Source organism: Bacillus sp. JZ34, assembly GCF_053903205.1.
Genome location: NZ_CP096403.1, coordinates 738359 through 764645, shown reverse-complemented (window position 1 = coordinate 764645; position 26287 = coordinate 738359). Strand labels below are relative to the sequence as shown.

The following is a 26287-nucleotide window of genomic DNA, read 5'->3' as shown; positions in this document are numbered from 1 at the left end:
TGGAATGTTTTAACCTTTGAAAATAAAATGTCAGATTTTAAGAAAGCGCTGGCATCATGATGATGACGCTTTTTGTCCCGCCGGCTAACTGTTTTGGGAACATATTGATCCACAACAAACGGTTGAAAATCGGCTTTTAATCTTTTAATATATAAACTCATGTTTTTTAAAAGGAGGGGTCAGGATGAATAAAACACTGCACGCACCAGTCAAACTGATCATCGCAATTTTTATGATTTGCACATTTTCTATCGGCTTTACAGAGTACGTCGTTATGGGTATATTGACTTCCATTTCAAAGGATCTCTCTGTTCCGATTTCATCTACTGGCTTATTGGTAACGGCATATGCGGGAAGCGTTTGTCTGACGGGGCCGATCGTCACCATATTGTCGGTCAAAATGCCGCGAAAACCGGTATTGATCGGCTTGATGAGTGTGTTTGTACTGTCGAATGCGCTCAGTTTCCTGGCGCCGAACTTCACCGTTTTGTTGATCTCAAGAATCCTATCCGCTTCCATTCATGGCGCATTTTTTGCAACGACGATGGTGTTCGTCAGCGAAATGGTACCGCCCGAAAAGCGGGCCGCCGCTGCCGCTTCAATGAACGGCGGCTTGACCATCGCCCTGATGCTCGGCGTTCCGTTCGGTTCTTATTTAGGCGACCTTTTCAACTGGCGGATCGTTTTTCTGATGATCGCATTCCTCGGATTGATCGGCCTCGCCGGCATTTGGCTGACGGTGCCGCACAGAAAACCGAAAGTCGTCCCTAAATTGATCCATGAATGGGATGTGTTTAAAAATAAACAAGTTCTTTTCTCTTTTGCTATCACAATTTTCGGCTATTCAGGTGTATTCATCGCCTACACGTTTATTGAACCGATGCTGCGGCATTCTGCCGGTTTTGGCAGCCTCGGCATTACAGCCGCCCTTTTCGCCTACGGATTTGGCGGAGTCGTCGGCAATTTCTACGCCGGAAAGGTGCCGTTTCACCTGTTAACCCGCTCCATGATCGGCGTGATGATCGCGCTCATGGCAATCCTTGCGGCCTTCCCTTTTGTCAGCGGACACCCTGCCGGCGCCATCATCGTGACGTTTTTATTCGGAGCCGGCGCTTTCGGAACGGTGCCCCTTTTGCAAACAAAGGTCGTGGCTGCGTCTGAACACGGAACAACGATCGCCACCTCTGTCAGCATCGCTGCATTTAACTTGGCCAACGCGCTCGGCGCATGGATCGGCGGACTCATTCTTCATGCATCAGAGTCCTACACATACCTTGCCACAGGCGGTGCGCTTATGACCATGTGCGGACTGACGCTGACGATGTTCGCCTTTGTGTCTGAGAAAAGACAAGTGAAAGAAGAAATGTGGAGAACGGATCTGTAATTAAAAAAGCTGCCCGGTTTTAAGACCTGGCAGCTTTTTTGTTTGGTTCTTGCAGCGTCTTTGTCTGAGCTGCTTTCCGCATGATCGCGATCATCAAAAGGGCGGCCGCGGCATAGACGATGCCGAAACAGCCGAAAACGAAAACAGAAGATGACATTCCTAATAACACGCCTGATAGAACAGGACCGCAGGCCATTCCCGTATACCTGATAAAATTAAACATGCCCATCGCACTGCCGCGGTTCTCATCAAATTCATTTGCCATCATCGTAGAGAACAGCGGCGGGATCAGCCCCATCGTGACGCCGAAAAGAACGAGGGCCGCCGACAACGCGAAAAGTGAAAACGAGTGGGTAAAGCCAAAACAGACGACGCTGGCCGCGGCGGTCAGATTGCCGATCAGAAACAGGCGTCCGAGAGACAATCTCTTTTGTATCCACTTAAACAGCACGCTGCCGGCAACCGTACTGACCGCTATCGGCAAATACAGCAAGCCGACGATCTGCAGATCAAGGTGATAATGATCAGTCAGCAAAATCGGCAAATATACGATCACTGAAAAATAAATAAAGAAAAGAAGATAGCTTAATATCAAAACGGCATTTCCCGTCCTGTTTTTGAAAATATCCTTATAATGCGACAACAGGCTGCCCGCGCTGAGATTGGTCTTTTTCTCCGCATGGCTCTGCGGAAAGCAAAACGCATTTCCGAAAAGCAAAAGAACAGACAAGACTGTCAAAAACCAAAAAATTCCCGGATAATTATAGCGCTCCCCGATAAAACCGCCGAGAATAGGCGCCGCTGCCGGTGCAAGGGAAAGCAGCATTTGATAAGTCCCCATCGCACTGCCCCGCTTCGTTCCCTGGAACAGAGATCCGATTGTGGTTGCCGCAATTAATGGAAGCGCTGCCGTCCCTAAAGCCTGCAGCACCCTAAAAAAAAGAAACAGTCCAAAATCCCTTGCGACGGCGCAGCCGATTGTAGCAATGACCGTTACGATCATGCTCGCCATCATCACAAACCTCGATCCTTTAAAGTCGACAATTGAGCCGACAATGATCTGCATCACAGCTGTAATGAAGATGAACAGCGAGACGGACAGGTTGACCATCGATACGGAAACGTGAAACGAATCTCTGATTAACGGAATGATGGGTGAATAGATATTTTGATTCAACGATGCGAAAAAGGCGCTGATACACACAAAATACATAATGAAAGAAGCATTTAATTTCATTGGTCTCATGTCAAACCGCCTGCCTTGTTTTTGTTTATTCGTTAACAATTCCTTCAATATCGTTCACCGGTTAACAATATTAATTGTAGATGACTCCTTTATCAATGTCAACGAACATTTCTTACTGCAGCTTTAAAGTTTTTACAAACTTTTTACTTATCGGGTTTCTTCACTCGAAAAACGCCTTAAAAAAAGGTTCCTTCTGATCAAAATTCCTCAGATTCACAAAAAACGTTACGAATATTTTCATATTTTGAATTTGATTTGTGTTGACAACTGGAAAAGATAGGGATAAAATGACTATTGTTTACTAGTAAACTTTTATGCTGTACCTTGCCTGATTTTGAGCTCAAACTCTTGCCCTGCTTTAACTATTGAACAAATGTGATACCCCTTCATCATGACCCGCACCATCGCTTATTCTTCTCGATTCATCGTGAAGTTGAGACCAGCCTATTCCCAGCTCGATAAACCGCACGTATCCCATCATTGATTGCAAAAGAAGTCATTCTATGTCCGTTAAGGAGGAAATCAATGACAGAGCTTACAATGGAGAGCAAACACCGGCCATTCAAAACTGAAACTCTTACCCGAAACTGCAATGAAATACTAAAACGCAGACGCCATGTTCTCATTGGCATCAGCCCGTTTAACAGCCGATTTTCCGAAGATTACATTCATCGGCTTATCGGCTGGGCCGTCCGTGAATTTCAACATGTATCCGTGCTTTTAGCCGGAAAGGAAGCAGCCAACCTTCTCGAAGCGCTCGGCACCCCGAATGGGAAGGCCGAACGGAAAGTCAGGAAAGAAGTCTCACGGAACCGGAGATTCGCTGAAAAGGCGTTGGAAGCGCATGGCGGCAACCCCGAGGCCATTCATACATTTTCCGATTTCGCGAACCAGACCGCATACCAGCGTTTGCGGATGGAAGTCGAAGACGCCTTTTTTGACCAGCCGCATTTCCGCAAAGCCTGCCTGGAGATGTCGCATGCGGCGATCCTCGGACGGGCCCGGGGCATTCGGATGGATGTCCAGGAGGTCAGCGCCGCCATGCTGGAGCTGGCTGTTGAATACGTCATCGCTGAACTTCCGTTTTTCATCGCCGCCCCTGATATTTTAGGCGTCGAAGAGACGCTTCTTGCTTATCACCGTCCATGGAAGCTCGGCGAACAGATCTCCCGTCATGAATTTGCCGTCAAAATGCGCCCAAATCAAGGATATCTTATGGTTTCCGAATCGGACGAAAGTGTGGAATATAAAAGCATGCAGGAGGAACGAGTATGAATCAATCGCTAAAAACATTCAGCGTGTTGTCAGAACAATATCACGAGAATCCGTATCAATATTTCTCATACCTTCGGGAATCTGATCCCGTCCATTATGAAGAATCGCTAGACAGCTATTTTATCAGCCGCTACCAGGATGTGCGCCGCGTGCTCCAGAATCAGGATGTCTTTACAACGAAATCGCTTGCCAAACGAGCCGAGCCCGTCATGCGCGGACCTGTGCTCGCCCAAATGAAAGGCAAAGAGCACACGGCGAAAAGGAGAATCGTTCTGCGCCGTTTTATCGGGGAATCCCTTGATCACCTCACACCGCTCATCAAAGAAAATGCACAAAGGCTTTTGGCCCCTCATCTTGAGAAAGGGCGGATCGACCTTGTCAATGATTTCGGCAAAACGTTCGCCGTTTGTGTGACGATGGACATTTTAGGTTTGGACAAGAACGACCACCAAACGGTGAGAAACTGGCACAGCGGCGTCGCCGATTTCATTACCAGTTTGAATCAGGCACCTGAAGACCTGGAACATTCCCTCAAATGCAGTGAACAGCTCGCTGAATATTTGAATCCGATTATCGAGGAAAGGCGCAAAAATCCCGGACATGATTTAATATCCATCCTTTGCACTTCCGAATACGAGGGAGTAGCGATGTCTGACCGCGACATCCGCGCGCTGATTCTCAATATATTGCTTGCCGCCACGGAACCGGCGGACAAGACGCTCGCATTAATGATTTATCATTTGCTTCATCATCCCGATCAAATGAATGACGTGCTGGAAGACCGTACGCTCCTGCCTCAGGCCATCGCAGAGACGTTGCGCTACAAGCCGCCGGTGCAGCTTATCCCGCGCCAGCTTTCACAGGACGCGGTGATCGCCGGAGTCGAGCTCAAAGAAGGGACGACTGTATTTTGCATGATAGGCGCGGCAAATCGCGATCCTGAAGCGTTTGAGAATCCCGACGAGTTCAACATCCATCGCACCGACCTGGAAGTCAAAAGCGCATTCAGCGGCGCAGCCAGGCATCTCGCATTCGGTTCAGGCGTCCACAACTGTGTAGGAGCGGGGTTTGCGAAGACGGAAATCGAGCTTGTCGCAAATATCGTCCTAGATCAGCTGAAGAATATCCAGCTGGAGGAAGACTTCGTTTACCGTGAGACAGGCCTTTACACACGCGGCCCCGTCTCGCTCAACATCAGATTTGATACGAAACATTAATCTTGTGAAAAAGCCTTCTCCTCCCGAGAGGAGGCTTTTTCAATTGCCGCCTCACTGATCTTCGCCAGCTCTTCAAAATCCTCCCTCCCTTCGATCGCATGTGAAAGTTCGTGGCATTGAACGATTTTAAAACCATTCATTTTAAACATCGCGATGATTTCAATTCTCCCCCGGTCTCCGTTTGTTTTGACAACATTGACCGTATACCTGACCGCTGCGCTTTGCAATCGCTCGTCAAACAAAAACTCATGAAAGGGCGACACCGTTATGGTGCGGGCAACCTTTTTCAGCGTCCTCATGTGATCTTTAAACTGCACAAGGTCAATTTGACTGCCATCGGTTACTTGAACATAATTCTCGCTGAAATAATCGGGAATTTTTTCAGTATTCATTTCACTCAAGATGTCCTGATACATGCTGCTTAAAAACTGTTGGGCTTCACTTTTATTCATTCGCTTCTCCTCTTGATTAAATGTGTTTTGACCATTCGTTTAAAAAGCGGATGATGGTTTCCAGCTCGGATTCGGAAAACCGCTCAAACAGCTCGATATAGTGCTGCTTTGCAATTTCGTGCATCCTGTCATGAATGTCGGCCAGTTTCTTCCCCTCGTCTGTTAATCTGTAATACAATTCTTTGTTGTTGTTCGGTTTTTTGTGCGATTCGATCATCCCGTGCTTTGTAAGCACATTGACCGCTTTTGTCACTGCCGCTTTTGATATTTGAAGTTTTGCTGCCAGGAAAGCGTTGTTGACGTCTGCCTCGTTTTCGCTGATAAGCGAGATAATGTGAAGCTGGGTCAGTGTCCAATGCTTCCGGATGCTGTCGACTTCTTGAAAAGCTTCCTTTGCGAGCGCCTGCTGTTCATGCTGAGCCCGCTTTTCTCTTTTGAGAATAAAATCCTGAACGGCTTGAAATGCTTGCTCATACGTCTTGTTTTCCACGATCATCATATCCTTTCCATAATCGTTAACCGGTTAACTATTTAATAGTTTACCAGTTAACAATAATTAAAGCAATCAAAAAGCATATGATGCAGAAAAGATCCGCAGCATATGCTTCCCTCATACTTGAAGAGATAACACGTGCTTTTCAGTCCAAGCCAGAAGCTTCAGGTCCTGTTTGCGGCCGGCGATGAATGAAAGCCCCAAAGGCTCGCCGTTTTTTGCCGGTAACGGAACGGTGATCTGCGGAAGCCCGCCAAGCCCGGCAATACACGTCAGTTTCATCGTGCGCGCCCTTCTCTCATGTAATTCGTTTTCCGGCAGCCCGCGGAGCGGCGGCGTGCCGGGAGCAGTTGGAATGACGAGTAAGCCGTCTTCCGCGAGCCATTCCGACAGTCTCCTTTTCACCGCTTCTCTTTTCATCAACACATGCTCATGATCGCTTTTCCTAAGACTTGACGTCCATTCAAATCTTTCTGCGATTCCAGAGCCGAACACTGGATTTGTGCGCTCGATCCAAGCTCCATGCTCCTCCCAAATATCCAGACCCTGCAGCAACTTGAACATCTCCGCCCATTCCGCGAGGCCTCCGTCAGCGGCAATGCACCAGTCGAATTCGCCGTCTATCAGGCCTAATGCATGAGCGTATACTTGTGTCCGGTCGCTTTCTTCAAGCAGGCTCCACGCCTCTTTTTCAAAATAAATCCGCTTGAAACAGGCCCCTGCCTCCTCCTGTCCGCTAAGCAGGACGCGGCCTGCCGCATGAAGAATTCCGATATCTTTTGACATCCATCCGACAGTGTCAAAGCTTTTCGCCAGTGGTATGACTCCATTAACCGGCACCTCGCCGTGCGTCGGCCGAAATCCGAAAATTCCGCAGTAGGAAGAAGGGATTCTGACAGACCCTCCGGTGTCTGTTCCAAGGGCAAAATCGGCCATGTCGGAAGCTGCCGCCACGGCCGAACCGCTTGAAGATCCTCCAGGAATGTTGTCCTTGGCACAAGGATTGACTGGCGTACCATAATGGACATTTTCTCCGTCAAGGCTGTACATCAGCTCATCCGTGTGAGCAGCACCTTTAAGCCTTGCCCCTTCACGCAGCAGCAAGTCAACGGCTTCCGCGTTTTTTTCGGCAGGTTCGTGCGTCCTCAGCCAATCAGGATTTCCCGCCGCATTTGTATGGCCTTCTACCGCAAACACATCCTTTACCGCAAACGAAAGGTTTTTCAAGCTTCCTTCAGCTGATGCCGGCTCGACAGCCAAATCCTTGTTCATAAAAGCGCCCCAATCATACTCCATTTTCAAAATCCCCTCTTTTTGTTTTTAACGATAACCGGACACCTCTTCAAATTGAACAAAATTGTGACAAAATCTTCCGTTCTCCGGTTGAAAAAGGTCTTTAGGTTTGTTCCTATAGGCAAACAGGGTAAAATAAAGGTGTGTTAATTACATATTAAAAACGAACATGGGAGAGGAGAATGAATGGTGAACAAGGTTCGCACAGGAATATTAGGATACGGTTTGTCAGGTTCGGTGTTTCATGCGCCTTTATTATCTGTGTTAGAAGATTTTGAGATTCGAAAGGTGATGACTTCAAGAAAAGAACAAGTCAAACAAGACCTCCCCGAAACAGAAGCCGTCAGCTCGATCGAAGACATCACAAATGACCCTGACATTGATCTCGTCATCGTGACCACGCCGAGCGGCCTTCATTACGAAATGGCGAAAGAGTGCATCCGCGCCGGAAAGCATGTCGTCCTGGAAAAACCGATGACGGCAACAGCGGAAGAAGCTGAAAAGCTCATCAATGCCGCGAAAGAAAAAGGGGTGCTTCTCAGCGTCTACCACAACCGAAGATGGGATAACGACTTTTTGACGATCAAACAGCTCATCAAAGAAGGGCGCCTCGGAGAGGTTAACACATTCCACGCCTCCTATGACCGGTTCCGGCCGAATGTCAGACAGCGCTGGAGAGAGCAGAAAGGACCGGGCTCAGGCGCACTGTACGATTTGGGTTCACACCTGATCGATCAGGCTCTTCATTTATTCGGCATGCCAAACAGTGTCACCGCTCAAGTGACCGCTCAAAGAGCCAATGCGGAAACAGACGATTACTTCCATGTCGTCCTTCACTATGATCAGCGCCAAGTGATTCTCCACTCGGGTTCGATTGTTCCGGCCAACGGTCCCCGCTACCAAATCCACGGTTCAAAAGGAAGCTTTATTAAGTATGGTATCGACGGCCAGGAGGATGCACTCAGAGCGGGTCAAAAACCTGCAGGCGATGAGTGGGGAGCCGATCAACCCAAATATTACGGGGAACTGGCCACAGTCAAAGGCGACGAGGTCATTAAGGAAACAGTGGAAAGCATCCCGGGTTCATACTCAACCTATTACAAGCAGCTTGCTTCAAGTATTCTTGAAGGCGGCAGCCTGCCTGTCACGGCGGAAGAAGGGCGCGACGTCATCCGAATTATCGAAGCCGCTCAAAAAAGCAGCGAAACGAATCAAACGGTGTTCTTACACAAATAAAATAAAACCGCGGATCACGTCCGCGGTTTTTTCAAAAGGTCCGGCCCAATTCTTTGGCGCGGGCAATTGCATTTCGTTTAATTTCTTCGGCTTTATCCGGCTCTGCATTATGCCCTTCTATAAATAAACCTTCAAATTCCGGCACTCCGAAAAACTGCATCATGATGCTGATATAGCGGTGCCCCATCTCAAGTTCCGCAGCCGGCCCTTCTGAATAGTAGCCGCCTCTCGCCTGGATGTGCAGGGCTTTTTTATCGGTTAACAGCCCGATCGGTCCCTGTTCGGTATATTTAAACGTCTTTCCCGCTACAGCGACCGCATCAAAGTACGCTTTCATCACCGGCGGAAAAGAGAAATTCCAAAGCGGCGTGACAAACACGTATTTGTCTCCCGCGATAAATTGCTCGCTCAGCTCATTCAAACGGCCGACTTTTGCCTTTTCGTGTTCAGAAAGCTGTTCAAATCCCGATCCCGACTGCAATTTTCCCCAGCCGCTGAAAACATCCGCATCAATCTGCGGAATGTTCTCCTTGTAAAGATCAAGATGTATGACTTCATCATCCGGATGAGCTTCTTTGTAAGATTCGATAAAAGCTTTTCCCGCCGCCATGCTGTATGATGCCCTTTCGTCATGCGGGTGAGCGGTAATGTAAAGGGTTTTTGTCATCTCTTTTGCTACCTGCCTTTTTGTATTGTTATTGGATAGTATGGGACGTTTTCAGGCAAATATTCAGAAAAACTCGGCTTATGCTGGAATCATCCGCCGGTCCAAAAACGTATAGCCGGAAATAGCTCGCAGACAGGATGCAAACTTCCCATACGGAAGTTTTACGACGCAGTTTGCACATATTGCTGATCGCCTGTTTCGCATTTTTGCACTAGCGGCTGGATCAAAAGCGTTAATTGATACTTTCGTTCAGCAATCTGATCGCCTGCAATATTTTCATTCTGCTTGCAATTCACGAATAAAAAAAGGAACGCCTCGATTTTTCAGTTCAAGGCGTTCCTCCATTCAAAACGAAAGCAGGCTCCCTTGCAGGAGCAATGCCATTTCTTAGATGCTTGCGGCATCTTCGTTTTTTAGATGATACTTTTATATACAGCTTTTATGACTGCGCTGTATGCCCCTCTTCTTCCAGCTTTTCGAGTCTCTCTTGCACCTCTTCTTCTGAAAGGCCGTGCTCTTTGACATACAGGTTGCGCGGATGAACCCGGCACTCGTGCGTGCAGCCCCGCAAATAGCGGTGTTCATTTTCTTCAGAGCAGATGATCTGCTTGTTGCATTCAGGGTTGGCGCAGTTGACATAGCGCTCGCAAGGCTCGCCGGTGAAATAATCCTTGCCGACGATGACATGCTCTTTCTGGTTGACCGGAACGCTGATTCTTTCATCGAAAACATAGCACTGCCCGTCCCACAGTTCACCTTGAACTTCAGGGTCTTTTCCATACGTCACAATCCCGCCGTGAAGCTGGGACACGTCTTCAAATCCTTCTTTTTTCAGCCATCCCGAAAATTTTTCGCAGCGGATACCGCCCGTGCAGTAAGTCAATATTTTCTTGCCTTCGAGCTTTTCTTTGTTATCACGGATCCATTCAGGCAATTCGCGGAACGCCTTAATGTCCGGTCTGACCGCGCCGCGGAAATGTCCCAAATCGTACTCATAGTCGTTCCGTGCGTCGACGACAATCGTATCTTCCCGCTGCATCGCCTCATAAAATTCTTTTGGCTCAAGGTATTTTCCCGTTAATTCATTCGGATCGATATCATCTTCCAGACGGAGCGTCACAAGCTCATCGCGATGGCGGACATGCATTTTTTTGAAAGCGTGCCCTTCTGATTCATCGATTTTAAACACCATATCTTCAAAGCGGGGATCGTTTTTCATTTCACTCATATAGCGGTCTGTCTGCTCTACAGTTCCTGACACGGTTCCGTTTATTCCTTCACCCGCCACAAGGATGCGCCCTTTCAGGCCCAAATCTTTGCAGAACTTGAGGTGATCTTCGGCAAATTGCTCGGGGTTGTCGATATGAACATATTTATAATACAACAATACTCGGTATTGATTTTTCATGATATCTTACCACCTATCTGATGCATGTTTTTATAGGAGAAAAAATGGAATATCCATCCATTTATTTTATCAAACCTTTGTTCATATTAAAACAAATCATCACCATGATTTCAATGAAGCTGCTTGAACATTCCCTTAATCAAATGCTAGAAATTTTAACACTTCCGGCCGTTTTATGCAAGCAAAACAACTCAGGTTAAAGGACTTTCAGCAATTCTGTTATAAACTCCCAAAACCCAGGAACTTCTTGACATAAAAGCATCTCCGCTTTTTCGCAAATTTTCATCTTCAGCTCCTGTTCAAGATCCTCCCTCTCTTGATAGGATGTGTTGTTTAATTTGCTTTTGATCATCGGCGTGAAATTTTCCAGCAATTTCTCAATCTCTTTTTCGTCGTGCAGACTCACTGTTATCATTCCCCTCTGCTTTAGAATTCAGCAGCTCTCTTATCTTTTCGAGTGCCCTTTTATGAATTCTTGAAATATTTTGCCTTGATTCTCCCAAAGAGTCAGCCATTTCCTGCATGGATACCCCGTGAATGTAAATTTGCGCAAGCACTTTTTTCTGCTTGTCCGTCAATTGCAAAAACGCTTCATAAAGCATCGGGTCTTGCAGATGTTCACTTAAATCCTCTTCCTGTTCCAAGACATCGTCTAACAGGTCCCCTCGGGGCGGCTCGGGCAAAGTCGGACTGTCGTCGATCATCAATGGAAAACGCTCTCGATTTTTCCGGACTCTTTTATCAAAGTCGACGGAGAAAATCCGGATCATCGAGTTGATGTATTTGATCATGCGGATGTTTTTGTAAAACCGCTTAAATTCGCGATCGAGACACTCTGCCTCTTCAGAATCCGGATGTTCCAAAACGTGGTTGAAAAGCCGCTCATACCGGGGGTTGCTCAAAAAATGCTTCACAAGCGGATGCCCTGTGATTTCCTTGATTTTCGCACGCAGTAACGTTTGATCAATCATAAAAACCGCCTCCTATTTATTTAGATGAAAGAAATGTAAAAAAAGTAAACTCATCTCTTCTTATTAACATGCAAACATAAGTTCCCATTCAGAGAAAATAGTTCTTTGCTTACATTTTTCAGACTTTCTTCACTTCTTAACATAGGAGGTGGTAAGAATGGACAGTGCATTCATTGAGGAAGCAGCGAAACAAATCGGCAATGTCGGCTTTCCAGCTGTATTGGCAATTTACCTGCTGACGCGTTTTGAAAAGAAAATCGATGAACTGATCGAATTGATCAAAGAAAAAAGTGACACCGATGATTGACATCGGCCTCACTTTTTTCACTTAACATGACAGAAGGGGAAAACGAAAGGCCTTTCAGCTCTCCTTTACATTTTGAGAAAGAGGGGATATCACATGGAAAAAAACAAATCAATTCCACAGCCGATCAGAGGAGAAAAAGGAGCGGAAACGAAAATTCCGCATAACGTTGAGCGCGATCGCCAAAATCCGGACATGCTTGCGCCGCCGGAAACCGACCACGGAACGGTGTCAAACATGAAATTTTCATTTTCCGATGTCCATAACCGACTCGAAAAAGGCGGATATGCACGGGAAGTCACCGTTCGCGAGCTGCCGATTTCAGACAAGCTTGCCTCTGTCAACATGAGGCTGAAACCTGGAGCCATCAGGGAACTTCACTGGCATAAGGAAGCCGAATGGGCATATATGCTGTACGGAAAAGCACGGATTACGTCTGTTGACCAAGACGGCAGAAACTTTATTGAAGATGTGAAAGAAGGAGATCTCTGGTACTTCCCGTCAGGTCTGCCGCATTCAATCCAAGCGCTTGAAGACGGCTGCGAATTCCTGCTCGTCTTCGATGACGGCTCTTTCTCTGAAAACAGCACCTTCCAGGTGACAGATTGGCTGGCCCATACGCCTGATGAGGTAATTGCCGCAAACTTCGGCATTTCAAAAGACGTCGTAGCATCTCTTCCAGATAAAGAAAAGTATATTTTCCAAGAAGTGATCCCTGGATGTCTTGAGAAAGACAAAGTCGAAAGCCCGAACGGAACGGTGCCTCAATCTTTCAGCTACAATTTGCTTGAACAGGAACCGATCGTATCTAGCGGCGGTAAAGTATGGATTGCCGATTCCACGAATTTCAAAGCGTCGAAAACAATCGCTTCTGCGCTGGTGGAAGTCGAACCTGGAGGCATCCGGGAGCTGCACTGGCATCCGAATACAGACGAATGGCAGTATTATATTTCCGGACAAGCGAAAATGACCGTTTTCGCGTCCGACGGGCATGCCAGAACATTTAACTACCAGGCCGGAGATGTCGGCTATGTGCCGTTTGCAATGGGACACTACGTCCAAAATACAGGAGACGAACCGCTTCGCTTCCTCGAAATCTTCAAAGACGACCACTATGCTGACGTTTCGTTAAACCAATGGCTCGCGCTCGTTCCGGAAGAGCTTGTCCGCCAGCACCTCGACGTCGGCAGCGAGTTTACAAACATGCTCTCTAAAGAAAAGCATCCGGTCGTGAAATTTGATAAGAAATAACCAGCCAGGCTTGCAGGAGACATATCCTGCAGGCCTTCGGCTGCTGTGTACATATTTAAAAGGAGTTGTATCATGAAACATTTCGTTATTTGCTGCTTATCGGTAATGTTCGTTTTTTTCGCCCACTTTCTCGGCATTTCGATCCTGTTTCATCTGCCGGGCGCATTTTACCAAACTGTCGGGTCCCTGCTTTTGTTTACGCTTTGTTATACCGCACTGACCTTTGTCCTGGAACCGGCTGAAAAGCTGCTCATCCACAGTATGAAGCTGCTGGGCATCAATCGGCGGATCACGTTTTTTGCAGCCGAAATGCTCACGATCGGATGTTTATGGGCCGCGATTTTTACAGCGGACGAATTGCTGGACGACGTTCTGCTGACCTCTTCGGCGGAAATCATGATTGCCGTTTCGTTTTTTACCATTGATAAAATCCTTTATCCACGGCAGAGGTCCGGTTCGCTCTTATATTGAGAATCCACTGTGCAGGAGAATGTTATATAATGGATTTCAAGTAATCAAAAGGAGGTTTTCGTTCTTGTATAAGGTACGTTTTAGACCCGACATGTCGATCAAAGAAATCGGCGAACAGGTGCAAAGCTATGTCGCCGCCAATTGGAAACAAACGCTTGAAGATCATCGCGAAGCGCTTTTAAAGGTGTTTCCCGAATTGGAAGACGCGACTTACGGCGTCTACTTGGACCACCTGCTGCCTCCTGTATTTGAAAGTCTCGAACAGTCCGGCTTTACAACGATTCAAGATGCGGGAAAAGGTGATTTTTTCATCGGAAAAGGCTTAAACTTTAGACAGTCCATGGAAAAATGGGGAGCTGACGACTGCCGCTCACGGGTGTTTTGGGCTGTCATCTCCGATCAGCAAGAAAAGCCTGCCGGGACGCTGCTCTTTGACTTTTTTCACTCTCACGCCGGGTTTGACGTGCCTCTTTCTCCGAAGATTTACACATTGGAGGAAACAGAGAGAGACAGAATTGTCGCTCACGTGAAACAGATAAAGGAAAACTAGCTGATAGCGACCCACAACATCATAAGCTGCAACCGCTGGGTAACCCGGCGGTTTTTTTAATGCAGCACAAGGAATATTTTTGCAACCAATCAAACCACACATTCGTTATGTATAAGACCACCAACATCTTACATAAGGGAGAAAATCATGAGAACTTTCGAAATATTATTAACACTCCTGTCTTTTGTCATGCTGTTTCAGCAAAAAATGCCGAGAAAACTTGCGGCGGCAGCCGGATTTGCGAGTATTGGCGTGTTGGCGGGACAGCTTTTTTTTGAGGGATACAGATGGCAAATGGTTTTGATCTATCTGATCTCCGCCGCCCTCGCCTTTATCGCGATCTTCGGTAAAAGGCTTCAAATCAAGATGTGGAAGCCGCTGAAATATGGCTTGTATGTTCTAACATTCGCCATGCTGGCAATCTCCGTCTTCCTGTCTGTATACCTGCCCGTCTTCGATTTGCCTAAGCCTGACGGCGCTTATTCTGTCGGGACGAAGACGTTTCATTTGACCGACCGCGACAGAGAAGAAACGCTGACAAAAAATCCGCACGATAAAAGAGAACTGATGATCCAAGTATGGTACCCCGCCCAAGGTTTGCATGGACAGAAACGGGCACCTCTCTTTCCCGAAGACGCAAGCACATTTCACGAATATATTGAGAATTTCGCAGATGGATTCGGTCTTCCCCCGTTTGCTTTGGACTATTGGCGCTACATCAAAACAAACTCATACGAAAACGTTGCGATCTCATCAGCTGAAGCCCGATATCCAGTCGTCGTAATCAGCCACGGCTTCGGAACAAGCCGGCTGCTGCACGCTTCCCAAGCCGAACATCTGGCAAGCCATGGATTTGTCGCAGTGGCGATCGATCATACGTACAGTACGATGGCAACGGCTTTTCCAGACGGACGGATGACAGGCTTAACAACCGAGCGATATATGAACGGAGTTTCCGAAAACAGCAGCAAGCTCGGGAACATTTGGACGCAGGACGCCGACTTTGTCATCAACCAGTTGGATCAGCTGAATCGCGATGCCTTTAAGGGAAAACTCGATATGGACAACATCGGGATGATGGGTCACTCATTCGGCGGCGCCACGGCGTTTAACGCCGCATATTCAAATCCCAAAATTAAAGCCGGAATCAACATGGACGGTTCACTGTACAATGTCAACGGCAAGCAGGCGATTTCAAAGCCGTTTCTATTCATGGAATCGAGCAGCTTTATGAACATTAAAGACAAGGCGCTCAGCGGAAAAATTTCTGATGAAGAAATCAAAAATTCGGGTTTAACGAAAGAAGAATTCAACAAGATGATTGAGGAACGAAAAAAGGAATACAAAATCATTGATCAAGCGTCAATGGTGTATATTGAAGGAACGGAGCATTACAACTTCACCGACTTGCAGCTTTATTCAAAACTTTTGAAGCAGCTCGGCATGACGGGCGACATCGACGGCGAACGAAGCGCGGATATCGTGAACCGGTACGTTTTGGATTTTTTCAACAAGCATTTAAAAGAAACCGGCAGCGGCTTGATCAGCAAGCCGAATCCGTCATATCCGGAGGTGAAGTTTCCGAAGGAATAAACCGAAAACGACAGAAAGGGTGCCGGCGGCGGCACCCTCTTTGTCTCATTAACAGATACACCCTGGATTGCGAGAACTAAATATTTTTCGTATGCCTTTTCACTAAATGGCCGCTAAGCCCGGCATATCGGAACTGTGCGGCTTGTAACTCCGCTTCATGCGCGGCGTCGTTAATATTAGCGGAGGTTAGCGACAAATGTTGTCACACTCTGAGCCGGAAGATGCGCCCAAAAATGATTGTCTGTTACATTGAGATTCGTTCCAGGTTGAAGGTTGCTGCTGCTGCTCGTGATCCATCTGGATACTTGAGAAACAGATCCATTCTGCAGAACGAAGTTTTGGTTAACCCCTGAGTTGTTTTTATTAATGGCAACTATAACGACTTTGTTGTCACCTTTATAGGCAGATACGTAAACGTTTGAAGCGGGGCTCTTTGTCGCATCAACCCTGACATAACCGGGACGGACAAACTTCGAGAAATGAGCCATATTGTAACCGCGTTTGCTGATCGTACCGTCTTCTTTCATAGGACCGTATGATCTGCGGATGTACCACCATACATAAGCCTGAAAATCTCCCTCTACCATCGAATTGTGAATATGGTGCGAAACATCCAATGCCTCAGGCCAGCGGTCCGCAGAATGATTGTCACTGTTCGGATAATATACTTCCGTCATCCAAAGATCTTTTCCTGCTCCTTTTTGTTTGAACAGTGGATAAGCGAAATTGTTAAGCTGTGTACCATAAAGATGAGCGCCAAGAATATCCATATTGGCAAGCGCCTTCGGATCATTCAAAATCGGATCCGATATATTTTTTAAGTATTGAAACGACTCAGGCGCGATGACACGGGCATTAATCGAGCCGGCGTTCTCTTTCATAAAGCGAAGTATTTCTTGCGGTGTCCACCACGTCCAGTCGTGTGCGTAATCAGGCTCGTTTTGGACGGAAATCGCATACAGATTCACGCCATTATTTTTCATGAAGGTAACAAAGTCGTTAAGATGCTTCGCGTATGCGGCGTACTTATCGTATCTCAGCCGTTTAGCTGATGTGTCTCCATTCCGATTGAAAGTCTCAACCATATCGCTTGGCGGATTCCAGGGAGAAGCAAAAACGATTGCTCCGTGTTTGATCGCACTCTTTGCCGTCTCCACTTCTCTGTACCAATTGTTTCTATTTTCATCAACATGAATTCTTAAAATTGAAAAGCCTAACTGATTCTGTCCATTGCCAAAGGCGGTTTCTCTTTGAGCTGCTGTAAGATCCCCGATCCAAGCCGGGTGATTCATCCCTCCAAAACCGCGAATCACTTGTTTTTCTGCAGATAGACGAACTGTTGCGTCACTGGCTGCTGAAACTTCAGAAGCGGCAGGCCCGGTTAACATGAGCGACAGCATCATTACATATGCCAACAATACACAAATTATTTTTTTCACATGCTTTCATCCTCTCATTGTTGTGGTATATGAAAACCCCTCTGAGACCACCTTTTTGCTGTTACCGGTGCTCATTTTGTGTAAACTGCCAGTAATCAAAATTAAACAAGTTGCCTGAACTGTTTCCGGTAAATACAAAATAGACGTTGTGAACACCGGTTGCGCCGCTCACAGTGGTTTCTATTTCTCTCCAAGTCTGCGCTCCGCCTGTGGAAGGTACATTCAGAGTTCCCACAAGCTTACCTGTTACACTGTCGAGACGGACTTCAATTTTACCGCCTGCAGTGGAAGCGACATTGGCTTTAAATGTCCTCGCTCCGCGCGTGCCGAAGTCAGCATTTCCTACAGCAATCCAGTCTCCGTTATGAATGCTTGTTACGTTTTGATTATTTTCCGGTCCGCCGGGTGCTGAGGATTTCTCCGTCAAAATGCGTCCATTCCAGGCAAACGTTTCAGCTTCTACCCGGTTATACGGATTCAAATTGGCAAGCTGAGACACTCCCCTGTAATTTGCCGCCACCTCTTGAATGGACCCGTTTGCAAGATGGACCAGCTTATTGATATGGGGAGAACGGTATCCTTTGCCGGCTCCGAACAAAGCGAAACTGACAGTTTGAGCATGGTACACCACATACCACTCGTTTTTAAAATTGAAAACAGCATGATGGTTGTTTCCGCCAGCCCCGAAGAATGCACCCGGATTTTTCAGGAAATGCCCTCTATACGTAAAGGGCCCCATGGGACTTGAGCTGGTCATGTAGCCGATTTCACCCGGTGGTATATTGGCCGGGTGCACACCGCTGAAATTGATGCAATAGGAATAGTAATATTTTCCGTTATGTTTATGAATTCCCGAGTCTTCAAACATGAAAGGCGCATCAATCACAGACGCGCTTCCAACAACGCTGGTCATATCGTTCCCCAATTTTATGACTCGTGCTGTTTTAGGATTTGCCCATTGCTCCTGCGTTGGATTTGAACCGCCGGGGATGCCTCCACCGGCATACAGATAACCGGTGCCATCGTCATCTACGAACACTGCCGGATCAAATAGCCAAACAACGCCGGACATTCCCGGTGTACTTGTTGTAACCAACGCTTTTCCAATCGGATCTGTCCACGGCCCGGTCGGGCTGTCTGCGGTGAGGACCCCGATACCTCCGCCGCCGTTTGCAAAGTAAAGGAAGAATTTATCCTTACCATTTATCTTTTTAACTGCGACTGACGGGGCCCAGGACGCGCCTGCCCATTTCGCAATCCCCCGGCCGCCATTAGCCCCGTTGGCACCTGCCACCGGAATGGCTCCGTGATCTGTCCAGTTCACCATATCCGCTGAAGAGATGACGAACACTTTGTTCAAATTGGCAAATGAATTATCCTTAATCGTTCCGTTGCTGTTATATTCATAATCGTCACTGGACATATAGATGTAGACTCTTCCGTTATAGGTCAGCGCAAAGGGATCCGCTCCTAAATGATGGTCTATAAGCGGGTTAGAATTCCCTACATGTTTTGCAATGGTTGTGCTGGCAGCAAGTACAGATTTCCCAGGTATACAGCTCATGAATAGCACAAGAACCAATAAACATGCACCGCACTTCATTTTCATAACCAACATCCTCCTTTTATCTATAAAATCAGGCGAGTTGCCGATTTTTCCGGCAGAAGCCCCTGTCTTTGAAAAGTGCGATCCGGCTTTGGGGCGATTTCTAATCTTGAAGCAGCTTCTTTCATAGCTCTATTCCTTCGCGAAGCCGGGCCTAGCCCTCTTCCGGAAGAACGCGTTCAGCAACCGCAATAACCTGACCGGTGATTTATCTGCCGGCGCTTTGCTCTTCTTTCTCCGCATCCCCTCCTGTAGTTCATATTTAATAACCGTTTTGCATAAGCGTTGATCATACAAACTTTTACATTTAGCACCTTCAAAAACTTACCATAATTTTTTAAGCATATTAAGTGTCTTTTATCATTTCTTTTTTGCACATCTAAAAATTAATTCTTATGAACTAATTTCATTTCAATTAAAAGAAAAAAGGACAAAGGTTTGTTTTGTAAACTGTTGGCGTAGAGGTGATTCATAATCGCGGAAAGAAAAAGGAGCAGAAGAACATCTGCAGGCGACTAAGCACAGATATTGCAATTATTAAAGGAACGGGCGGCGACTTGACAAGCGAGCTGAATCCGGAGGAATGACCGAAAAGCTGAGTGCCGCTGAGGAAAGCGGCAACCTCTTATAATCAGGAGAAAATAAAGAAAAGACTTAAAGCAATCGCAGTCTGAACAAGCGAAATCAAAGCCAAGTGTCCAAACGGAGTCTTGGCTTTTTTAATGTATGTATCATAAATGGCATTAACAGTAAAAAAACAAACGTATCCTATTAACGATTCAATGATGAGCATGTTATACCTCCTTTTGGCCAGCGTATATACCAGCTGAATTCGACATGACATTCTGCATTCCTTCAATTTTCATCTACTCCTTGCCTTATCTCAATACAGAAAAGGAAAAATAACCTATTACATTCGATTCATTTTCATGGATGTTCAGGGTTTATTCACCAATTCCTTTCTATATAGTGGTAAACTCATTACTAGTTGTTACTTTTGGCATATGAATGCCCCAGATAAACAAAGAGGAGAATGCCATGAAGACTCTGGATGTTCAGTCGTTGCACAATGCAATTGATCAAACGCTGGAACAATTAAAACAACAATCAGACGAATTCGCCAAGGTCAAAAAGGCCGTTGAGGGCATCACATCACTTGATGATGCTTTAAAGGGAAAAGGCGGCGACGCGATTCGCGCCTTTTACGAGGAATGTCACACCCCTTTTCTACAGTTCTATGATACTTTCATAGAGGAATACAGTTCCACGCTGAAGAAAATGAAAAGCGCGCTGAATTCCCTGGAACCCAACCATAACGCATTTATTTCCCAGTCCTTTCTCGAACACGAGTTGGAGAATGGCTTGAATGCGGCTGATCGAACAACGAAACATTTGGTTTCCAAGACCAACGCTACGATCGCAAAAGTTAGTCATATCGTTGATTTACCGGATTTGAATGACAGCGGTTTTCATGAACAGAATCAGAAAGCGTTAAAGGAAATCAGCACGACTCTTGAAAAGCTGCATGCGTTTGACCGCGAACAGACAAACGCGCTCAAAACGGCTGAAAATGATCTTGAGACGATGCAGAGATACATAGCGCGGCTCGAAAAGATGTATACCGGCCCCAAAATAGAAATCACCAGTTATCAAAAAGGCGCGATTTTAAAGCCGGATGAGATGGATACCTTGAGTGGAAATCAAGAAACAGCGATGGGTGCCATGCTGAAAAAAGTCGGTGACAAAGAAGATGCTGACGTAAACACACTCGCCGATCCAGATCGATTAAAAAAATTGGCGACACAAAAGGTTCCCAAGAAAGAGTACACTCAAGAGGAATTGAATGAACTTAAAAAAGATTATAGAGTATTTAACGATACGCTTTACCGGGCATACATAGATGGTGATACAATCGTTAAGATAGAACCCGCCTACACCCTTCCAGAGCATGTGGAAAAAAGCGACTTTGCTAAATATTTCGATACAGCGATGGAATTTACAGGTGTGTATGATGCAGTAAGAGCAGCGTTTGGATACGACCTTGCGACAGGTGAAATCGTTAAAAGTAGTGGGGACCGTTTGATCGCCGGATTGAGTGTCACACCTTTCGGAAAGGCATTTAAGTACGGAAAGCGCGGCTTCAAGTTATTTAAAGGTGAAGAAGCGGGAAAGAAAGTTGCGAAGGTAGATAAAGAGTTGAAAACTGCTGAAGATGTTGGGAAAGTTGAAAGCAAAACTTCTAAATCAGCAAGTAAAGATAAATTTTCTGCAATGACAGCCGAAGAACAAATTAAAATAGCCAAAGAATACTCTAAAAGAGCTCCAATTAAAATTCCTGATACCGCAAAAATCAAAGCCCAGTCGAAAACTGATTATGAACAAATAACATATAAATGGAATGATGGAACATACAAATATGAAGTCAGATGGCACACAAGTACTCCTGGAGCGCCTAAAAACCAAGGAAATACGTGGGTTGTACAAAAAACTGTTCCGGGAAACGGTGGACAACAACCACAAAGATTCTTTAAAATTGGAGAAGACGAGTGGATTGAAGGACATAAATGGTTTGAAGCGATTAGGGAAAGAAAAGCTGGGACAGCTACTAAAGACCAATTAAAAATTTTAGAAAAAGGCCATTGGAAGGATTGATCAAGTTGCTAAACACAAAATTTTATGATGGATTTGAGGGTGAACCTGAACTTGCTTTATCTGATGGAGAAAATAAGTTCGTAATGTGGAATGGATACTTTGAAACTTTATTAAAAGCTTTATTAGATAACAAACTAGAGAAAGAGGGAATTATTAAAGAGTACTATTATCAAGAAGGCTGGTATGATGACTCGCCTTGGGTAATTGAAGACGTACAATTAACAATAAACCAAATGAAAAGTTTTGATGTAAACAAAGTAGATACTTCAGACGGTTTTAAAAAAGAATTAGTGGAATTAGTTAAAGAAATTATACAATTTCTCGAAAACGCCAAAAATAAAACTGTTGTTATTGAATACGATTAAAGGCCCTTTTTAGGGCCTCTTTTTGTTTTTTCAATAATGCCTCCAATTTCGCCTTTGTCTTCGGTCCGTAAATACCGTCGGCAGGCAGCCCTTACATCAGCTTGGAAACGTTTGACCGCATTCGCTGTTTTCGGCCCGTAATAGCCATCTATGCCGTTATTCTGCGACGTATTCCGCAGTATCATTCATATATTCATTAAGCCTTTCAAAGGCAAACAACAAAAACTCCCCCAAAAACAAAAAAACCACCATCATATGTATGGTGGAGACGGTGGGAGTCGAACCCACGTCCAGAAACGTCGATTGCTTCAGCGTCTACGAGCGTAGCCCTGCATATTTAGTTTCGCTCATCTTCGTGCCTGCGGGCAGGCCCTCGGAAAGCTAGTCTGATAAGTCTCTTCCTGCGCTCTCAGACGGGAGCGCAAGCGTAGCCTACTTCGTTATGGGCTCTTAACCGGCACATAGGCGATGCGGGCAAGAGCTCGCTGCGCTAATTAGGCAGCTAGTGCTAAGTTCTGGTTAGATTTGCCAGTTATATTTAGGTGCGTTTTTACGAGATCGCCTCTCGGCTCGCAACTCAAGCTCGATCCGTCCCTGTCGAATCCGTAACGTCCCCTTGGATGAAAAGGAAGTCGGATAACTGGCTGCATCACTATTATAACAAGATCACGCGTCAATTCCAAATGGTAATGTCTGTGATCACGTTCATATAGGATAACATGGGTTCCGGCTTTAGATCAAGCCTTTTTGCCTGTCGCGGAATGCTCTTTCGATTTCACGTTTGGCGTCTTTGCGCTTTAAGTCTTCGCGTTTGTCGAATTTCTTCTTCCCTTTTCCGAGTCCGAGCAGCACTTTCGCAAAACCGTTCTTCAAATAAATCTTGAGCGGTACGAGCGAGTATCCCTGCTCTTTCGTCAAACCGATCAATTTGTTGATCTGCTTGCGGTGCATCAAAAGCTTTCTCGTCCGCAACGGATCATGGTTGTAGCGGTTCCCCTGCTCATACGGGCTGATGTGCATATTGTGAAGGAACACTTCCCCGCGCTCAATTTTGGCGAACGCGTCCTTTAAATTCACCCGTCCGGCGCGAATGGACTTGATTTCCGTACCTTGAAGCACGATGCCTGTTTCGTATGTTTCTTCTATAAAATAATCATGATTTGCTTTTTTATTTTGGGAAACAACCTTCCCTTCTCCCTTTGGCATACGGCAACCTCCTCCCGCCTTCAATCTCACATTCAAAAGGGCGGCGAATACGTATTATTCTATCAAATGAACGTTCGCCTTACAATTTCGCCGCCCTTTTTTTGACGTGTGCCGTCTATTTTTTCTTTTTCTTGCGTTTTTGTTTCGGCGCGTTTTGAAAACCGCGTTTTTTCTTTACTTTTTTCTTTTTCGGCTTGGTGAACCATTCCCCTTTGTCAGCCGATGGAGCATCCTTTTTAGGACCCTTTTTCTGTTTTGGCTCCGGTTTCTGCCGGCGGCGGGAGCCTTTCATGCCGACGATTTCAAAATCGATGTTCCGCTCGTCTTTATTGACGTCAACGACGCGGACCGTAATCTCATCGCCGATCCGGTAGACGTTGCCCGTACGCTCGCCGATCATGGCATAGTGCTGTTCATCATAACGGTAAAAATCGTCCGTCATAAAGCTGACGTGGACAAGCCCTTCGATCGTGTTCGGCAGCTCGACAAACATGCCGAAGTTCGTAACGGAACTGATCACACCGTCAAATTCTTCACCGATCTTATCCAGCATAAATTCGGTTTTTTTCAGATCATCCGTTTCCCGCTCGGCATCTACGGCATTGCGTTCCATATTTGACGTATGCTCGGCGATCTCAGGCAGTTTTTCGGCCCATTTCTCCCTTGTCGCTTCGTCTGTCTTGCCCTGAATCAAATACGTCCTGATCAGCCTGTGGACGATCAAGTCAGGGTAGCGGCGAATCGGTGACGTGAAATGGGTGTAGAATTCAGTCGACAAGCCGAAGTGTCCGAGGCTTTGCGGATCGTATTTCGCCTGCTTCATCGATCTGAGCATAACCGTTGAAATTACGGCTTCTTCAGGACGATCCCTGACTTCTTCAAGCACGCTTTGCAGCGCTTTCGGATGGATGCTTCCGGCCGTCCCTTTGACGACATAGCCGAATGTCGTAACGAACTCAAGAAATCTCTGGAGCTTTTCTTGATCCGGATCTTCGTGAATCCGGTAAATAAACGGAACATTCATCCAATGAAAGTGCTCGGCGACCGTTTCATTGGCGACAAGCATAAATTCTTCGATCAGCTTTTCTGCTGTCGACCGTTCTCTCAAGACGACGTCCTTCGCTTTTCCTTCTTCGTCGACGAGTACCTTCGCTTCCTTAAAGTCAAAGTCGACGGCACCGCGTTCCATCCGCTTGCCGCGCAGAATCGCAGCCAAGTCTTCCATGTCTTTGAACATCGGGACAAGCGCCTCATATTTCTGCTTCAGCTCTTCATCGTCATCGACTAAAATCTTGTTCACGTCAGAATAAGTCATCCGCTCGGTCGTTTTAATGACACTTTGAAAAATTTCGTGTTCGACGACTTGCCCTTGAGGATTAATGAGCATTTCGCACGACAAAGTCAGCCGGTCAACCTTCGGATTTAAAGAGCAGATTCCATTCGACAGCCTGTGCGGGATCATCGGAATCACCCGGTCGACAAGATAGACGCTCGTGCCGCGTTCATATGCTTCCTGGTCAATCGGAGACCCTTCTGTGACATAATGGCTGACATCGGCAATGTGGACGCCGAGTTTATAATGGCCGTTTTTGAGTTTTGTGACGGTAACGGCATCATCCAAGTCTTTGGCATCTGCGCCGTCGATCGTGACGATCGTTTGATCGCGCAGATCCCGTCTGCCTTCAAGATCTTTTTCATCGATTGTATCAGGCGTATTGCCGGCTTGTTCCATCGCCTCAGCCGGAAAGTCTCCCGGGAGGCCATGTTTATGAATGATGGAAAGGATATCGATGCCGGGGTCGTTTTTGTGGCCGAGAATCTCGATAACTTCCCCTTCCGCACTCATCCGGCCTTCAGGATAGCTTGTCAGGCGGACGACGACTTTGTGCCCCTCGACGGCGCCGTTTTTGGCGTGCTTCGGAATAAAGATGTCATTCGTGATTTTTTTATCGTCGGGAATGACGAAGCCGAAGTTTTTCGTCTCTGTATACGTGCCGACAATCTTCTGAACGTTGCGCTCAATGATGCGGATGATGGCTCCTTCTTTTTTTGTACCTCCGGACTCCGTACTCAGGCGGACAAGCACGGTATCTCCGTTCATTGCCGTATTCAGCTCAGACGGCGGAATGAAGACATCGTCAAGCGAGGAATCTTCGGGGAGAACAAACGCGAAGCCTTTCGCGTGCGCCGACACCTTCCCTTTGATCAAATTCATTTTTTCGGGCAAACCGTAGCGGTTGCTTCTCGTTCTGACGACCAGCCCTTTTTCTTCAAGGGTTACAAGAGCTTTGACAAGCTCTTTGTATTCGTCCGAATCGGTGATTTCCAGCATCTCTTCCAGTTCCTGAACTGTAAGAGGTTTATACGCTTCTTCTTTCATAAAGGAGAGAAGCTTATCCATAAATTCTTCTTTTTCCACTAACCAGACCTCCTTATGTCTGCCAATCCAGCGTTTCTAAAAATTGATACACATCCTTGTGCAGTGCTTCGCGTTCTTTATCCAATGTGATGGCATGACCGGATTCTTCATACCATTTCAGCTGCTTATCATCCGTTTCAACTTCATTGTAGATGATGTTCGCGCTGTCCGTATTAATCATATGATCGTGGCGCGCCTGCACGACAAATGTAGGCGAATAGATCATGTCCACATGCTCTCTGACATCGGCAATCAAATCCTGCAGTGCTTTCAACGTGTTCATCGGCGTTTTTTTGAATTCTTCCATCTCAGCGTCAATCTGTTCCGCTGCCTTGCCTTCAAATTTCTTATAATTGCGTGCATACTCAAGCACACCCTCGTACATCGTCTCTTCGCTTTTGATATACATCGGCGCGCACATTGGAACAATTCCCTTTATGGGTACAGTGTAACCCAATTTCAATGAAAAAACCCCTCCGAGAGACAGACCGCAAGCGGCGATTTGTTCATACCCTTCCGATTTCAAATATTCATACCCGTTCATGACGTCTTTCCACCAGTCTTCCGGCCCTGTGGAAAGAAGTTCTTCCGGAGGCACGCCGTGGCCTTTATATTGGGGCGCATGGCATGTGTAGCCTTTTTCATTCAAATATCTTCCGAGCATTCTCACGTCCGCCGTGTTGCCGGTAAATCCGTGCAGCAGCAGGACTACTTTTTTTCCGCCTTTAAATGTGAAAGGTTGTGGTTTGACGATTTTCATGATTCACTGTCTCCTTTTATATGTATTCT

The 26287-nt window shown here is 46.3% G+C and carries 26 protein-coding genes, 1 other RNA gene and 1 pseudogene; 11 read left to right on the top strand and 17 right to left on the bottom strand.

All coding sequences use genetic code 11. The features are described 5' to 3' along the window. Positions 1-184: 184 nt before the first annotated feature. Entirely contained in the window at positions 185-1384 is a 1200-nt protein-coding gene (locus M1D90_RS03755) for an MFS transporter (protein ID WP_023856293.1), read from the top strand. A gap of 19 nt (positions 1385-1403) precedes the next feature. On the opposite strand, the gene M1D90_RS03750 is transcribed toward M1D90_RS03755, so the two are convergent. Further along, complete coding sequence (locus M1D90_RS03750; protein WP_023856294.1) at positions 1404-2630, bottom strand: MFS transporter; 1227 nt, start codon at positions 2628-2630, stop codon at positions 1404-1406. Positions 2631-3155: 525 nt separating this feature from the next. On the opposite strand from M1D90_RS03750, the gene M1D90_RS03745 reads away from it, so the two are divergent. Both M1D90_RS03745 and M1D90_RS03740 read left to right on the top strand, forming a co-directional pair. Beyond that, entirely contained in the window at positions 3156-3905 is a 750-nt protein-coding gene (locus tag M1D90_RS03745; protein ID WP_025810757.1) for a tRNA-dependent cyclodipeptide synthase, read from the top strand. Continuing rightward, positions 3902-5122 carry a cytochrome P450, cyclodipeptide synthase-associated gene (locus M1D90_RS03740; protein ID WP_328056222.1) on the top strand — a complete coding sequence of 407 codons (1221 nt, stop codon included), beginning with the start codon at positions 3902-3904 and terminating at the stop codon, positions 5120-5122. The genes M1D90_RS03745 and M1D90_RS03740 overlap by 4 nt, the downstream gene beginning before the upstream one ends. Here M1D90_RS03740 and M1D90_RS03735 read toward each other — a convergent pair. The 3 genes from M1D90_RS03735 to M1D90_RS03725 form a co-directional block, all read right to left on the bottom strand. After that, positions 5119-5574: a nuclear transport factor 2 family protein gene (locus M1D90_RS03735; RefSeq protein WP_256163513.1), complete on the bottom strand. Its 456-nt coding sequence runs from the start codon at positions 5572-5574 to the stop codon at positions 5119-5121. The genes M1D90_RS03740 and M1D90_RS03735 overlap by 4 nt on opposite strands. Positions 5575-5590: 16 nt before the next feature. Then, positions 5591-6070, bottom strand: coding sequence for a MarR family transcriptional regulator (locus M1D90_RS03730; protein ID WP_254121973.1), 480 nt, complete (start codon positions 6068-6070; stop codon positions 5591-5593). 114 nt (positions 6071-6184) lie between these two features. Then, the gene (locus M1D90_RS03725; protein ID WP_271725394.1) at positions 6185-7363 is read right to left on the bottom strand and encodes an amidase; all 1179 of its coding nucleotides are present in this window, start codon (positions 7361-7363) and stop codon (positions 6185-6187) included. A gap of 183 nt (positions 7364-7546) precedes the next feature. Between M1D90_RS03725 and M1D90_RS03720 the strand changes: the two genes are divergently transcribed. Then, positions 7547-8596 (top strand): oxidoreductase, encoded by a 1050-nt coding sequence (locus M1D90_RS03720; RefSeq protein WP_161513279.1) that lies wholly within the window; start codon positions 7547-7549, stop codon positions 8594-8596. Between the two features lie 31 nt (positions 8597-8627). Here the strand turns inward: M1D90_RS03720 and M1D90_RS03715 are convergent, their stop codons facing one another. The 5 genes from M1D90_RS03715 to M1D90_RS03695 all read right to left on the bottom strand — a co-directional run bounded on the left by M1D90_RS03715 (position 8628) and on the right by M1D90_RS03695 (position 11642). Beyond that, on the bottom strand, positions 8628-9263 hold the full coding sequence (locus M1D90_RS03715; protein WP_020452970.1) for an FMN-dependent NADH-azoreductase: 636 nt from the start codon (positions 9261-9263) through the stop codon (positions 8628-8630). A gap of 161 nt (positions 9264-9424) precedes the next feature. Then, positions 9425-9559, bottom strand: coding sequence for a hypothetical protein (locus M1D90_RS03710; RefSeq protein ID WP_261794672.1), 135 nt, complete (start codon positions 9557-9559; stop codon positions 9425-9427). A gap of 143 nt (positions 9560-9702) precedes the next feature. Continuing rightward, positions 9703-10671, bottom strand: a complete 969-nt coding sequence (gene trhO, locus M1D90_RS03705) for an oxygen-dependent tRNA uridine(34) hydroxylase TrhO (RefSeq protein WP_105979775.1) — start codon at positions 10669-10671, stop codon at positions 9703-9705. 196 nt (positions 10672-10867) lie between these two features. After that, the gene (gene rsoA / locus M1D90_RS03700) at positions 10868-11086 is read right to left on the bottom strand and encodes a sigma-O factor regulator RsoA (protein WP_031305046.1); all 219 of its coding nucleotides are present in this window, start codon (positions 11084-11086) and stop codon (positions 10868-10870) included. Then, on the bottom strand, positions 11049-11642 hold the full coding sequence (locus M1D90_RS03695) for a sigma-70 family RNA polymerase sigma factor (protein WP_020452972.1): 594 nt from the start codon (positions 11640-11642) through the stop codon (positions 11049-11051). Before M1D90_RS03695 ends, rsoA begins: the two co-directional genes overlap by 38 nt. A gap of 157 nt (positions 11643-11799) precedes the next feature. Between M1D90_RS03695 and M1D90_RS03690 the strand changes: the two genes are divergently transcribed. The 5 genes from M1D90_RS03690 (at position 11800) to M1D90_RS03670 (ending at position 15811) form a co-directional block, all read left to right on the top strand. Next, positions 11800-11949, top strand: a complete 150-nt coding sequence (locus M1D90_RS03690) for a YvrJ family protein (protein ID WP_020452973.1) — start codon at positions 11800-11802, stop codon at positions 11947-11949. 93 nt (positions 11950-12042) lie between these two features. Further along, complete coding sequence (locus M1D90_RS03685) at positions 12043-13197, top strand: oxalate decarboxylase family bicupin (RefSeq protein WP_020452974.1); 1155 nt, start codon at positions 12043-12045, stop codon at positions 13195-13197. A 72-nt stretch (positions 13198-13269) separates the two neighbouring features. Further along, positions 13270-13668 carry a YrvL family regulatory protein gene (locus M1D90_RS03680; RefSeq protein ID WP_025810753.1) on the top strand — a complete coding sequence of 133 codons (399 nt, stop codon included), beginning with the start codon at positions 13270-13272 and terminating at the stop codon, positions 13666-13668. A gap of 64 nt (positions 13669-13732) precedes the next feature. Beyond that, positions 13733-14218, top strand: coding sequence for a DUF6022 family protein (locus tag M1D90_RS03675; RefSeq protein WP_039073024.1), 486 nt, complete (start codon positions 13733-13735; stop codon positions 14216-14218). 147 nt (positions 14219-14365) lie between these two features. Then, on the top strand, positions 14366-15811 hold the full coding sequence (locus tag M1D90_RS03670; protein ID WP_456283144.1) for an alpha/beta fold hydrolase: 1446 nt from the start codon (positions 14366-14368) through the stop codon (positions 15809-15811). Positions 15812-15987: 176 nt separating this feature from the next. On the opposite strand, the gene M1D90_RS03665 is transcribed toward M1D90_RS03670, so the two are convergent. The 3 genes from M1D90_RS03665 to M1D90_RS03655 form a co-directional block, all read right to left on the bottom strand. Further along, the gene (locus tag M1D90_RS03665; RefSeq protein WP_044803292.1) at positions 15988-17211 is read right to left on the bottom strand and encodes a glycoside hydrolase; all 1224 of its coding nucleotides are present in this window, start codon (positions 17209-17211) and stop codon (positions 15988-15990) included. Positions 17212-17311: 100 nt separating this feature from the next. Beyond that, positions 17312-18859 carry a glycoside hydrolase family 43 protein gene (locus M1D90_RS03660; RefSeq protein WP_456283143.1) on the bottom strand — a complete coding sequence of 516 codons (1548 nt, stop codon included), beginning with the start codon at positions 18857-18859 and terminating at the stop codon, positions 17312-17314. A gap of 628 nt (positions 18860-19487) precedes the next feature. Then, positions 19488-19649 carry a hypothetical protein gene (locus tag M1D90_RS03655; RefSeq protein ID WP_153247050.1) on the bottom strand — a complete coding sequence of 54 codons (162 nt, stop codon included), beginning with the start codon at positions 19647-19649 and terminating at the stop codon, positions 19488-19490. A gap of 245 nt (positions 19650-19894) precedes the next feature. Here M1D90_RS03655 and M1D90_RS03650 point away from each other — a divergent pair, with 245 nt between their 5' ends. Together M1D90_RS03650 and M1D90_RS03645 are read left to right on the top strand one after the other, a co-directional pair. Then, on the top strand, positions 19895-21508 hold the full coding sequence (locus M1D90_RS03650) for a ribonuclease YeeF family protein (protein ID WP_456283142.1): 1614 nt from the start codon (positions 19895-19897) through the stop codon (positions 21506-21508). Positions 21509-21513: 5 nt separating this feature from the next. Continuing rightward, positions 21514-21873 (top strand): hypothetical protein, encoded by a 360-nt coding sequence (locus M1D90_RS03645; RefSeq protein ID WP_456283141.1) that lies wholly within the window; start codon positions 21514-21516, stop codon positions 21871-21873. Here M1D90_RS03645 and M1D90_RS03640 read toward each other — a convergent pair. The 5 genes and pseudogenes from M1D90_RS03640 to M1D90_RS03620 all read right to left on the bottom strand — a co-directional run. Continuing rightward, a pseudogene (locus M1D90_RS03640) lies at positions 21857-22040 on the bottom strand (peptidoglycan-binding domain-containing protein); the annotation flags it as partial. The gene M1D90_RS03645 and the pseudogene M1D90_RS03640 overlap by 17 nt on opposite strands. A 93-nt stretch (positions 22041-22133) precedes the next feature. Further along, positions 22134-22489: a transfer-messenger RNA gene (gene ssrA / locus M1D90_RS03635) on the bottom strand. Positions 22490-22605: 116 nt separating this feature from the next. After that, positions 22606-23079, bottom strand: a complete 474-nt coding sequence (gene smpB, locus M1D90_RS03630; protein WP_009329604.1) for an SsrA-binding protein SmpB — start codon at positions 23077-23079, stop codon at positions 22606-22608. A 115-nt stretch (positions 23080-23194) separates the two neighbouring features. Continuing rightward, the gene (rnr, locus tag M1D90_RS03625; RefSeq protein WP_144497806.1) at positions 23195-25498 is read right to left on the bottom strand and encodes a ribonuclease R; all 2304 of its coding nucleotides are present in this window, start codon (positions 25496-25498) and stop codon (positions 23195-23197) included. A gap of 13 nt (positions 25499-25511) precedes the next feature. After that, positions 25512-26258, bottom strand: a complete 747-nt coding sequence (locus M1D90_RS03620) for an alpha/beta hydrolase (protein ID WP_456283140.1) — start codon at positions 26256-26258, stop codon at positions 25512-25514. Positions 26259-26287 lie beyond the last annotated feature (29 nt).